The sequence below is a fragment of the Nocardia sp. NPDC087230 genome, assembly GCF_044744725.1.
GTDB lineage: Bacteria > Actinomycetota > Actinomycetes > Mycobacteriales > Mycobacteriaceae > Nocardia > Nocardia canadensis.
This window is the reverse complement of record NZ_JBIUYV010000001.1, coordinates 1,331,904-1,343,406: the sequence shown is the minus strand read 5'-3', so window position 1 is coordinate 1,343,406 and position 11,503 is coordinate 1,331,904. Positions and strand designations below refer to the sequence as shown.

Annotated in this window: 9 protein-coding genes and 1 tRNA gene; 5 read left to right on the top strand and 5 right to left on the bottom strand. The window is 68.4% G+C overall.

Features of this window, described 5'->3' with window-relative positions; translation table 11 throughout:
* Positions 1 to 434 precede the first annotated feature (434 nt).
* Positions 435 to 647, bottom strand: a complete 213-nt coding sequence (locus ACIO52_RS06370; protein WP_402642092.1) for a ferredoxin — start codon at positions 645 to 647, stop codon at positions 435 to 437.
* Positions 644 to 2,086, bottom strand: a complete 1,443-nt coding sequence (locus ACIO52_RS06365; protein WP_402642089.1) for a cytochrome P450 — start codon at positions 2,084 to 2,086, stop codon at positions 644 to 646. Before ACIO52_RS06365 ends, ACIO52_RS06370 begins: the two co-directional genes overlap by 4 nt.
* Before the next feature lie 117 nt (positions 2,087 to 2,203).
* Here ACIO52_RS06365 and ACIO52_RS06360 point away from each other — a divergent pair, with 117 nt between their 5' ends.
* Positions 2,204 to 2,914 (top strand): TetR/AcrR family transcriptional regulator, encoded by a 711-nt coding sequence (locus ACIO52_RS06360; RefSeq protein WP_218721961.1) that lies wholly within the window; start codon positions 2,204 to 2,206, stop codon positions 2,912 to 2,914.
* A 125-nt stretch (positions 2,915 to 3,039) separates the two neighbouring features.
* Here ACIO52_RS06360 and ACIO52_RS06355 read toward each other — a convergent pair.
* A tRNA-Met gene (locus ACIO52_RS06355) sits at positions 3,040 to 3,113 on the bottom strand.
* Positions 3,114 to 3,477: 364 nt separating this feature from the next.
* On the opposite strand from ACIO52_RS06355, the gene ACIO52_RS06350 reads away from it, so the two are divergent.
* The gene (locus ACIO52_RS06350) at positions 3,478 to 4,023 is read left to right on the top strand and encodes a transglycosylase family protein (protein WP_316575834.1); all 546 of its coding nucleotides are present in this window, start codon (positions 3,478 to 3,480) and stop codon (positions 4,021 to 4,023) included.
* A gap of 70 nt (positions 4,024 to 4,093) precedes the next feature.
* On the opposite strand, the gene ACIO52_RS06345 is transcribed toward ACIO52_RS06350, so the two are convergent.
* Positions 4,094 to 7,078 carry a UPF0182 family protein gene (locus ACIO52_RS06345; RefSeq protein WP_218721963.1) on the bottom strand — a complete coding sequence of 995 codons (2,985 nt, stop codon included), beginning with the start codon at positions 7,076 to 7,078 and terminating at the stop codon, positions 4,094 to 4,096.
* 157 nt (positions 7,079 to 7,235) lie between these two features.
* Here ACIO52_RS06345 and ACIO52_RS06340 point away from each other — a divergent pair, with 157 nt between their 5' ends.
* On the top strand, positions 7,236 to 7,814 hold the full coding sequence (locus ACIO52_RS06340; protein ID WP_218721964.1) for a PPA1309 family protein: 579 nt from the start codon (positions 7,236 to 7,238) through the stop codon (positions 7,812 to 7,814).
* Here ACIO52_RS06340 and ACIO52_RS06335 read toward each other — a convergent pair whose 3' ends face one another.
* Positions 7,815 to 8,840, bottom strand: a complete 1,026-nt coding sequence (locus ACIO52_RS06335; RefSeq protein WP_218721965.1) for a PDZ domain-containing protein — start codon at positions 8,838 to 8,840, stop codon at positions 7,815 to 7,817.
* A gap of 127 nt (positions 8,841 to 8,967) precedes the next feature.
* Between ACIO52_RS06335 and ACIO52_RS06330 the strand changes: the two genes are divergently transcribed.
* A complete protein-coding gene (locus ACIO52_RS06330; protein WP_218721966.1) occupies positions 8,968 to 10,365 on the top strand; it encodes a zinc-dependent metalloprotease in 1,398 nt (465 codons plus the stop codon).
* Between the two features lie 214 nt (positions 10,366 to 10,579).
* Positions 10,580 to 11,452: a TOMM precursor leader peptide-binding protein gene (locus ACIO52_RS06325; RefSeq protein ID WP_218721967.1), complete on the top strand. Its 873-nt coding sequence runs from the start codon at positions 10,580 to 10,582 to the stop codon at positions 11,450 to 11,452.
* Positions 11,453 to 11,503: the final 51 nt, after the last annotated feature.

The window sequence follows — 11,503 nt, the reverse complement described above, 5'->3', positions numbered from 1 at the left end:
CCGCCGGGCCTCACCGGCCCATCATTACCGGATTGCCCTGCGCACCTCGGGATTCGGACCCGAGGAACTCGGGGGACTGGTGGCAGCGCCACCGGCCACGGCGAACGTCGCCGGGAACGGTCCCGCCGTGACCGACGGACGGGGGTCGTCCGACGTCCCGCCCGCAGGCTCGACTGTGCGGCACGCACCCTGCCCGACAAGGGTTCCCGGCCGCCACTCGAACGGCCGGGATCGGTTTGCTGACGATGCTGTTCACACCCGCCGGTGCCGTCGACCGGCTCCCGGCCGTCCGAATCGGGGACCCCGGCCGGGCTCGATTGCCGGTGCGCACTTTTCGACGCGTACACCGTGGGCCGCGCAGCCATGCCGGTAGTCACGGTAAGGCCGACCGATGGGAGGCGGCGCCGGGCGAGAACGGCCGCCATAGGGGGTCGTCAGTACGCGGGCGGTCGCGGCGCCTCCAAGCGAAGGGCCGCGACCGGGCAGGTGTCGACCGCGAGTCGGATGGTGTCGAGTTGGTCCTCGCTGACCGGAACCAGCACGGTCGCCTTGCCTTCGTCGTCGGTCCCGTAGACGTCGGGCGCCAACGCGACACAGAGCGCGTGGCCCTCGCATCGGTTCCGGTCGACGCTGATCCTGGGCGTCATACGGCCGAGGTCGATTCGGCCGCGCGGGCGTGCCGTGGCCGGAGGTCGATCGGCAGGCCGTCGTCGGGAGTGGGCCCGGTGCCCCAGGTCAACGGTGGCTGATAGCCGACGGGAACACTCCACTCGTATCGAAGCAGCATTCGGTGCATGATGGATTTCACGGTCATCCCGCCGAAGTACAGACCGATACACTTGTGCGCCCCGCCGCCGAAGGGGGACCAGGCATAGCGGTGCACCTTGTCCTCGCGCCGATCCGCGGCGAACCGTTCCGGGTCGAACTCGTCCGGTCGCGGCCACCACCGCGCCAGCCGCATCGACGGATACGCGCCGAGGAGGATGTCGGTACCCGCCGGGATGTAGTGACCGAGGATCTCGGTGTCCTCGATCGCCTGGCGAATCAGCATTCCCGCCGGGGCGTACATGCGCAGTGTTTCCTTGAACGCGAGATCCAGCGACGGCAGGCGATCGAGGTCGTCGTAGTCGAGCGAGGCTTTCCCCAGCGCGAGCGATTCCGCGCGCAGCCGCTCCTGCCAGTGCGGATCGGCGCCGAGCAGATAGGTGAGCATGGAGGCCGTGACGGCGGTGGTGTCGTGCGCGGCCATCAGGACGAAGATCATGTGGTTGACGACGTCGGCGTCGGAGAACACCTCCCCGTCCTCGCTCCTCGCGCGACACAGCACGCTGAACAGATCGTTCCCCTCCCCGGCGCGTTTGGCGGGCAGTCGGGCACGGAAGTACTCCTCGAGGACCCGGCGGCCACGTAACCCCCGCGACCACGTACCGCCCGGCACCTGTGCCCGGATCAACGCCTGGCCGCCGACCACTGTGTGCTCGAACGCGCGCTCCAACTGTTCGGCGCGCGAACCCATTTCCTCGCCGACGAAAACCTCGGTCGCCAGGTTCAGCATCATCTGCTTGACGGCGTCGTACAACCGAAAGCCGTTGCCGGGCCGCCACGATGCGAGGTCCCGATCGATGCCCGGCCCCATCAGGTCGAGGTAGCTGATCAGTCGAGGCCGCGTGAACGCCTGCTGCATGATGCGCCGGTGATACATGTGCTCATCGAAGTCGAGCAGCATGATGCCACGTCGAAAGAACGGCCCGATCCAGAATTCCCAGCCCTTCTCGCTGGAGAAGGCCTTGTCCCGGTCGGCCCAGACGGTCTCCAGCGCGGCCGGGCCCAGCGCGCAGACGGCGCGGTGGCCGAACACCTGCGTCCAGGAGACCTCGCCGTACTTGTCGAAGGTGCTGCGCGCCCATGCGAGCGGGTCGGTGTAGACCCGCAACGACTGGCCGATCAGAGGTAACCCCGCGTTGCCCGGCACCGGAAGCAGACCGCTTCCAGCCGGTGGCTCGGCGAGCGGCATGGTTCTCGACGGATACAGGTCGGCCAAGTCGGCGGCACGCTGTTGAATCCTGCGGCGAATGTCGTGGTGCATGTGGTGTCCTTTCGCGACGCTGCGAAGGTTCGACGGAGGCACGGTGACAGCCACCAAATTGGTGACACTCCGTCACCAATTAGCTCTCTTGCCGCCCGCCTTTGTCAAGATGGAGCCATGACCACCTCCCAGACCTGGGGCGGGCGCACTGCCCAGGCGCGCCGTGCCGCGCGCCGCCAGCAGCTGATCGACGCCGCCATCGACATCTGGGCCGACAGCGGCTGGGCGGCGGTGAGCCTGCGCAGCGTATGCGCCAGGGCAGGGCTGAACGATCGATACTTCCGGGAGAGCTTCGCCGATCGAGACACGTTGCTTGCCGCGGCATGGGACCAGGTGCGCGACGAAACGACGGCCACCCTGGCCACGGCGATCAGTGATCGCGGGAGTTCACCACCGCTCGAAGTGCTGCGTCGCGCAGTCGAAGCCGTGGTCACCAGCTTCGCTACCGACCAACGCCGCACCCAGGTCCTGTTCGGCGACCACGCGGGCAGCGAAGTACTCGAGCGCCGTCGCCGCGACCTGATATTCCTCGTCACCGATATGCTCGCGACGGGCATGCGGCCGTCGCTACGAAACGGCGTGAACTACGACGAGTTCCACCGCACCGTGCTGATGGCCGTCGGCGGTTTCGTGGAGTTGACGACCGCGTGGCGTGCGGGCACCATCGCCATCGACCCCGCCGGGATAGTCGCCCAGACAACCCGCTTCGGCGAGATCCTCGCCGGCCACTACCTCGAGCCCGACCCGCCGTCACATCGAGCAGACCCGCGCGACGCCGGTACCGACTCCACCCTGGTTCGATTGCCCACTACCGCATCCGACGACTGAGGACCGGACTACCGGCCCCTAGCCAGGACCGCGAGGCGCGGAGATCGCGTGCCGCATCCACGCAGTCAGTCGACGAAAATGCCTCAGGCCGGAAGATCTTTCGATCTTCCGGCCTGAGGCGCTTGTAGCGGGGACAGGATTTGAACCTGCGACCTCTGGGTTATGAGCCCAGCGAGCTACCGAGCTGCTCCACCCCGCGTCGGTGAATACAACATTACACACGGGTTAGCGCGGATGCCAAATCGTGAGGTCAGGGCAGGTTTTCCCGGCGCTGCACGCGATCTTCGACGAGCTGCCGGGCCGCGCGGAACCGCACATTGTGACCGACGTCATATTCTCGCTCGACTCGACGAGCGGCGCGTGCGGAGAGCCGGATTCGCGTGACCGGGGTCACTATTTCGGCGTGATCTCACGCACATAACGGACCAATAACAGACCGACCGGGATCTAGGTATTCCCCCACGCTATGCAGCGTAAACATTGGTAAGACGGCTATTTCATTCATACAATTGTCTCGTTATCAAGATGTGATCGTCATGGATTTCTTGGTTAGCGTCTCCCCCATGACTGAGACCCGGAAATTCCGCACCCGTGCCCTTGGCGTCGCCGCCATCACCGGCGCCCTGGTTGCCGTTCCGTTCAGCCTGGCCACCGGCACCGCCTCCGCCGCGACCCACAACTGGGACGGTGTCGCGCAGTGCGAGAGCGGTGGCAACTGGGGTATCAACACCGGTAACGGCTACTACGGTGGCCTGCAGTTCTCGCAGAGCACCTGGGCCGCCAACGGCGGTCAGGGTTCGGCGCACAACGCCAGCAAGGAAGAGCAGATCCGCGTCGCGGAGAACGTGCTCGCCAGCCAGGGTGTCGGCGCGTGGCCGCACTGCGGCCGCTACCTGCAGGCAGGCACCTCCGAGCCCGAGCCCGCCGTCGAGGAGCCCGCCGCGGAGCTCCCGGTCGAGCTGCCCGCCCAGACCAAGACCGACGTCCAGAACGCCGTCGACCAGGCCAAGGCCGCGGGTCAGGCCCTGGCCGACCAGTACGGCGTCGCCGGTCAGTACCAGGACCTGCTCAACGCCGGCGCCCCGCTGATCGCCTCGATCGGCGGCTGATCCACCGTTCCCCCTGCACGAGAAAGGCCCCGCCATCCAGCGGGGCCTTTCTCGCTCTCGCTACCGACGACTACCGGCCGCCGGCATCCTGGTACGCCTTCACCGCGGCGTCCAGTTCCTCGAGCGCCTTACCGAAATCGGTGAAGTTGCCCGTGCGCATCGCCGTGCGCACCGCCTCGATCTTGCGGCTGAGCTCGGCGGCCGCGGCCTCCTGGGCGGTCGACCCCGGCGGGGTCGTCGTCCCGGGCGGCGGGGTCGTGCCGCCGTTCGGCGGAGTGGTGGTGCCCTGGTCCACCGGCGGCGTGACGCCCGGTTTCGGCTTCACGGCCGGATCGCCGCCGAACGGCGTCGCCAGCGAACCGGCGCCCGGCATGACCTGGTTGAGCGCCTCGGCCAGCGTCGCCGCGTAGCCGACCTTCACGCTGCCCGCCGCGTCGCGGTAGCTCACCAGCACGCGCAGCAGCTGCGGGAACGTCGAGGATCCAGTGTTGCGTTCGTTGTAGAACGGCTCCACGTAGAGGATGCCGCCGTCGGCCACCGGCAGCGTGAGCAGATTGCCGTAGCGGATCTTGTTGGAGTTCGACAGCAGGGTCTTCTCACGAGACACCGCGTCGGCGGTGGTCATCGAGTTCTGGGTCTGCTGCGGACCCTGGGTCTGGGTCTCGACCGGCAACTGCAGCACGGTGAACTTGCCGTACCCGTCGGGGTCGGAGCGCACCGAGATGTAGGCGGAGAGGAACTGCCGGTTGTAGCCGACCATCGCCGAGGTCAGGTTGAACACCGGCTTGTTCGTCTTCGGATCGCCGAGCAACACGTAGTACGGCGGCTGGTTGAAGGTGCCGCCCTCGATCGTGGGATCGCTGGGGACCGACCAGAACGCGTTGTTGGTGAAGAACTCACGCGGGTTGTCCACGTGGTACTTGGTGAGCATGTCGCGCTGGACCTTGAACAGATCCTCCGGGTAACGGAAGTGCGCCCGCAGCTCCGGCGAGATCTCGCTCTGCGGCTTCACCGCGTTCGGGAACACTCCGCGCCAAGCCTTGAGGACCGGGTCGGTGGAGTCGGTCTCGTACAGGGTGACGGTGCCGTCGTAGGCGTCGACGGTGGCCTTCACCGAGTTGCGGATGTAGCTGACCTCCTTGCGCGGGATGACGCGCCCGGTCTTCTTGTCGATGCTGTCCTCGACCGCGCCGTCGAGCGAAGTCGACTGGGCGTAGGGGTACTTGTCCAGCGTGGTGTAGGCGTCGACGATCCAGACGATGCGCTTGTCGACGACCGCCGGGTAGGCGTTGCCGTCGGTGGTCAGCCACGGGGCGACCTTCTGCACCCGGTCACGCGGACCACGGTTGAACAGGATCTTGGAATCGTCGCTGATCGCCGAGGAGAACAGGATGTTGCGCTCGGCGTACTTGGCGGCGAAGGCCAGCCGGTTGAACCAGTTGCCGATCGGCACGCCGCCGCTGCCCTCATAGGTGTAGGAGGCCTGGTCGGAGTCGTATTCGCGAGGGGCCTGGCCCTCGGCGGTGCCGACGATCGCGTAGTCGGGATCGGTCTGGGCGATCAGCTCGCCGTAGTAGATCCGCGGCTGCTCGACCTTGATCTGCTGATCGTCCATCTTGGTGAACAGATCGCTCACCATGAACAGCGGATAGCCGGAATCGCTGCCGCCCACCACGCTCGGCGCGTCGGACTGCGGCTTGTTCACCCGGTTGGCCGGCGCGGCGACGAAACCGTTGCCGTGGGTGTAGACGGTGTGCTGGTTGATCCAGTCCTTCTGGTTGCCCGAGAGCGCGGCCGGATGCAGCTCACGCGCGGCGACGATGTAGTCCTGGGTGTCGCCGTTGAGGGTGTATCGGTCGATGTCGAGCGACTCGGGGAAGCCGTAGAAGTTCTTCCGCTGCTGGAGCTGGGTGAACGTGGGCGAGAGGATGTTCGGGTCGAGCAGGCGGGCGTTGCCGATGGTGGCCGCGTCCGCGGGAACCTCGAGCGGGCTCTTCTTGCTCTCGCCCTGATAGTCCTGGTATTCGACCCTGTCGTCGGTGATGCCGTACGCCTGGCGCGTCGCCATGATGTTGCGCTCGATGTACGGGCTCTCCTTGTCGGCGGCGTTCGGGCGCACCGAGAACTGCTCGACCACCATCGGCCACACCGCGCCGACCAGGATCGACGAGAGCACCAGCAGGGCGGCCGCCATCGCGGGCACCCGCAGATCGCGCAGCACGATGCCGGCGAAGAACGCGATCGCGCAGATCACCGCGATCGAGAGCAGGATCAGCTTGGCCGGCAGCACCGCGTTGATGTCGGTGAACGACGGACCGCCGAAGGTCGGCTCCTTGCGGGTGCTCGACAACAGGTCGTAGCGGTCGAACCAGTACGCGACCGCCTTGAGCAGCACGAAGATACCGGCGATCACGGCCAGCTGCACGCGCGCGGCCCGGGTCAGCGTGCCCTCGCGACCGGCCAGGCGCAGGCCGCCGAAGACGTAGTGGGTCACCAGGTTCGCGAAGAAGGCGATCACCACGGCGACGAACAGCCAGTTCAGCACCATCCGGTAGAACGGCAGATCGAAGGTGTAGAAGCCGATGTCGAGATGGAACTGCGGGTCCTGCTGGCCGAACTCACCACCGTGCAGGAACAGCTGCACGGTCGCCCAGTTCGACTGCGCCACCAGTCCCGACAGCAGACCCAGCAGCACCGGGATGCCGATGCCGAACAGCCGCAGCCTGCCCATCACGGTGGTGCGGTAGCGCGCGATCGGATCGTTGGGCCCGGCGACGGGCACGAAGACCGGCCGCGACCGGTAGGCCAGCAGCAGCGCGGCCCAGACCACCAGGCCGACGAACAACGCGACCACGACGAACAGGAGCAACCGCGTGCGCAGCACACCCAGATACACACTGCGATAGCCGACCTCGCCGAACCACAACCAGTTGGTGTAGGCGTCGGTGAGCCGGGGCCCGAGCAGCAGTAACGCCGCGAGGACGACTGCTGTCACCAGCAGCACTCGGCTGCGTCGGGACAACGAAGGTAAACCGGTGGGGGGCCGCATGCCCACGGTGCCACTCTCCAAGGGTCCGGCGGCAACCGCGCCGCTGATCGGCGCAGCACCGCAGTCCGATGTTGCGGATGGTCCGTTGCCGGACCGTTGGCGCCCACTCTACGGAAATCGGACACCGTGCAAGCGCCTGGGCCGAAAATGATTGGATGGGCGGGTGACCGATGACCAGCACGCCGAAGTCGTCCTCGCCCGTTGTGTGCGCGAGGTCGTCGAGTTCGCCGACGCCGAGGGCTGGGGTAACCCGCCGCAGATGTTCGCCCTGGTGCCGACCGCCGACCTCGCCGCGGCCGAACCCGATCTCCAGGATCAGCTCGACGACGGCAGCGAACTCACCCCGATCGCGCAGGAAGCCTTTCCCGACGACATCACCGGCGGGTCGATGGCGCTCGACGAATTCCTCGCGACCACCACCTGGCCGCCCGCCGTCGAGGGCTGCGTGCTGGTCCAGGAGATCGTGGTGCTCCCGCCCGACGCCGAGAGCGACCTCGACGAGGCGCTCGTTCCGCTGCTGGCCGACGACGAAGCCGCCGACGCGGCCGGGCGCGCCGCGGCGCACGCCCATCCCGGCCGCCGGGACGCGCGGCTCATCGCCGGCGTGCTGCGCCAGGGCACCTCGCTGTGCCTGCTGCAGATCCGCCCCGAGGACGACGACGGTTTCGGCGACCTCGACCTGCGCACCTACCCGAATCTGGCGCCGGGCCTGGTCGAGGCCCTGCACCACACGCTGGAGTGATCAGCCGCAGCTGACGGCCTCGCGGCCGGCGTCGATGTCGGCCAGCGAGGTCACCGCGCTGTCGAGCGTGTCGACCTTCACCAGGCGCAGCCCCTCCGGGGCGCGCTGCCTGGCCTCGTTGCAGTTGTCGGCCGGGACCAGGAACGTCTCGGCACCCGCCTCCCGGGCGGCGATCATCTTGTACTGGATGCCGCCGATCGGACCGACCTTGCCCTCCTGGTCGATGGTGCCGGTCCCGGCGACGAACCGGCCGCCGTTGAGCTCACCGGGCGAGAGCTTGTCGATCAGCGCCAGGCTGAACATCAGCCCTGCCGAGGGTCCGCCGATGTCGGCGAGGTTGAACTCGACCTGCAGCGGCGGGCGGCCGCCCTCCCCCGGCGTGATGCCGAGGTAGCCCTTCGTCGAGTCGTCGGGACGAGGCGCGAGGGTGATCGGCGTGGTCTGCTGGGCGTCACCGCGGCGGTAGACGACGGTGATGGTGGTGCCGGGGCCCTTGGTGGAGACCAGGTCGACGACGTCCTTGGGCGCGGTGATCGGCGTGCCGTCGATGCTGATCAGCTCGTCGCCGACCTGCAGCACGTCCTTGGCCGGGCCCTCGTCCCCGAGTCCGCGCACCAGCACGACCGTCGGCATCTTCAGGTAGTGCAGCGCGGCGACCTCGGCGTTGCTCTCGGAGTCCTTGAAGTCCTGCTGATTGGACTTGTCGACCTCCTCGCGCGACACCCCGGGCGGGTACACCTCCGCGCGTGGGACCAGTCCGTGCTCGCCGCTGACCCAGAAGCCGAACGCCTCGAACAGGTTGAGTCCGTCGCGGACGGACACCGTGGTCATATTGAGGTGCCCGCTCGTCGGATCCAGCGGCGCGCCCGTGACGTCGACCACCTGCTTGCCCTCGACCTCGCCGAGGGTGTCGAAGGTCGGCCCGGGTCCGAGCGCGACGAACGGCACGGTGACCACGCTGCCGACCACACCGAGGACGAGCACGGGTACCAGGGCCACGATCAGGGTGAGGATCCGACGATTCACTCGGACCACAGTAGTGATCACCGGCCGTGACCGACGGGAGTGGCACGCTTTTGCCGGGTACCCGGTGCCATCGATTTCGCGATGCGCGAACACCGTGGCCCCCTGGTGTCCGCGTAACGTATGAGGTATGAGCGATCTCCCCTTCGGCTTCTCGAACCGCGACGACGACGAATCGGGCAAGCGTCGCGACGAGGCGAACGGCCCCGGCGGAAACGATCCGTTCGGGTTCGGAGCTGCGGGCGCGGGCGGCTTCGACCCGTCGCAGCTGGGACAGATGCTGACCCAGCTCGGGCAGATGATCAGCGGCATGGGCCAGGCGGGCGGCCCCGGCGGCGCGCAGGCCGGGCCGGTCAACTACGACGTGGCCAAGCGGCTGGCCCGCCAGCAACTCGGCGCCACCGTCGCCCCGATCGCGGCGAAGACGACCTCCGCGGTGACCGACGCGGCGCACCTGGCCGAGCTGTGGCTCGACGGCGCCACCGTGCTGCCCGCGGGCGCGAGCAAAACCGTCGCCTGGACGGCCAACGACTGGATCGAAGAGACCCTGCCGACCTGGAAGCGCCTGTGCGATCCGGTGGCCGAGCAGATCTCGGGCATGTGGACCGCGCAGCTGCCCGAGGAGGCCAAGCAGTTCGCCGGGCCGATGGTCGGCATGCTCGGGCAGATGGGCGGGCTGGCGTTCGGTTCCCAGCTCGGTCAGGCCCTCGGCCAGCTGGCCAAGGAGGTGCTGACCTCCACCGATATCGGTCTGCCGCTGGGCCCGGCCGGTACCGCCGCGCTGCTGCCGACGGCGATCTCGGCGTTCAGCGAGGGCCTCGAGCAGCCCGAAAGCGAGATCATGGTCTTCCTGGCGGCCAGGGAGGCCGCCCACCAGCGACTGTTCGCGCACGTGCCGTGGCTGCGTCAGCAGGTGCTCGGCGCGGTGGAGGACTACGCGCGCGGCATCAAGATGGACTTCTCCGCGCTGGAGGAAGCCGCGCAGAACATCGACCCGATGTCGCTGAGCGATCCGTCCAAGCTCGAGGAACTGCTCTCGCAGGGCACCTTCGAGCCGCAGACCACCCCCGAGCAGAAGCAGGCACTCGAGCGCCTGGAGACCCTGCTCGCGCTGATCGAGGGCTGGGTCGACGTGGTGGTCACCGACGCCGTCGGCGAGCGACTGCCCGGCGCGAGCGCGCTCTCGGAGACGCTGCGCCGCCGCCGCGCGACCGGCGGACCCGCCGAGCAGACCTTCGCCACCCTGGTCGGCCTGGAACTGCGTCCGCGCAAGGTCCGCGAGGCCGCCGCGCTGTGGCGCCGTCTCACCACCGATGTGGGCATGGACCGCCGTGACGGCGTGTGGGCGCACCCCGACCTGCTGCCCGACTCCAGCGACCTGGACTCCCCCGCCGGCTTCATCGACTCCGTGATCGGCGGCGGCACCGGCGCTTTCGACGATCCGCTGGCCCAGCTGGCCGAGACCGAGGCGCGCGAACGCGACGAGGCCGAGCGCGGCAAGACCGATCCCGACACCGACCAGTCCTGAGCTGAGCCGACGCGCCACCACGACCGCCGAAAAATCTGCGGATCATGGTGGCGCGACACGGTTTCCGGGGTGACACCCGCCCAGAAACGCCGTCACGACCGGCCGGACACGAGTTGTCCACAGGCTGACCGTCCGAGCACGACACGCCGAAAGCCTGTGGATAACCGCACTTTTCGCGCACCGTCGGACCCGGGCCCGCGCCGATACTTGCGCCATGACGACCACGACGCCACTGCGCGGACCGATGTTGCACCCGCGGGTGATCACCCTGGTTCGGCCCTCCGGGACCGTGCAGCTGGGGTGGGACCCGGAACGAGCGCTGCTGCTCGAGACCACCGAGCTCGACACCGGCACCGTCCTCGCGTTCCTGCGCCTGCTCGACGGCCTGCAATCGCTACCCCAGATCGTCTGGCGCGCCGGTGAATTCGGCATCGCGCCGGCGCGTACGGTCGCACTCGTCAGCGCGATCGACGAGGCCGGGCTGCTGCTGCAACCGGAGCGCAAACAGGGCACGGTGCGCGGTGTCACCGTGCACGGTCTCGGGCCGCTGTCGGACGCGGTGACGATCGGGTTGCGGCGTATGGGCATCCGGCCGACCCGCTCGCGGGAGTACCGCCCGGGCACGGCGGTCGGGGCCGGCGGCAATCTGGTGGTGCTCACCGACGCGCTGATGGTCGATCCACGGCTGTCGGTGGACCTGGTGCTGCGCCGAATACCGCACCTGCAGGTCCGGATCCGGGACGGTATCGGCGTGGTCGGTCCACTCGTGCTGCCGGGCGAGACCAGCTGCCTGCGCTGCGCCGATCTGACCCGCACCGGGTTCGACGCCGACTGGCCGCACCTGGCGGCGCAGCTGCTCGGCCGCACCGGGCACGCCTCACCGGCCGGGATCGCGGCGACCACCGCCCTCGCACTGGGCGAGTTGGAGACCATCGTCGCCTGTTCACCCCGCCAGGATCCGGGCACGCTCGACGCCACCATGGAACTCAATCTCGACACCCACGAGGTGCAGCGACGCCCCTGGCCACCGCATCCGGACTGCGGCTGCCGCACCCTGTCCACGACCGAGCCGGGAACGGGCCTATGAGGGCTCCCACAGTGCGGTGTGAGCATTCTTATGGCACACCACCGGCAAGTT

What these genes read in the sequence shown, in the direction of transcription:
- ACIO52_RS06330 (WP_218721966.1), top strand. Translation starts at nt 8,968, where the DNA reads ATGAGCGATCTCCCCTTCGGCTTCTCGAACCGCGACGACGACGAATCG.
- ACIO52_RS06360 (WP_218721961.1), top strand. Translation starts at nt 2,204, where the DNA reads ATGACCACCTCCCAGACCTGGGGCGGGCGCACTGCCCAGGCGCGCCGT.
- ACIO52_RS06370 (WP_402642092.1), bottom strand. Translation starts at nt 647, where the DNA reads ATGACGCCCAGGATCAGCGTCGACCGGAACCGATGCGAGGGCCACGCG.
- ACIO52_RS06325 (WP_218721967.1), top strand. Translation starts at nt 10,580, where the DNA reads ATGACGACCACGACGCCACTGCGCGGACCGATGTTGCACCCGCGGGTG.
- ACIO52_RS06365 (WP_402642089.1), bottom strand. Translation starts at nt 2,086, where the DNA reads ATGCACCACGACATTCGCCGCAGGATTCAACAGCGTGCCGCCGACTTG.
- ACIO52_RS06350 (WP_316575834.1), top strand. Translation starts at nt 3,478, where the DNA reads ATGACTGAGACCCGGAAATTCCGCACCCGTGCCCTTGGCGTCGCCGCC.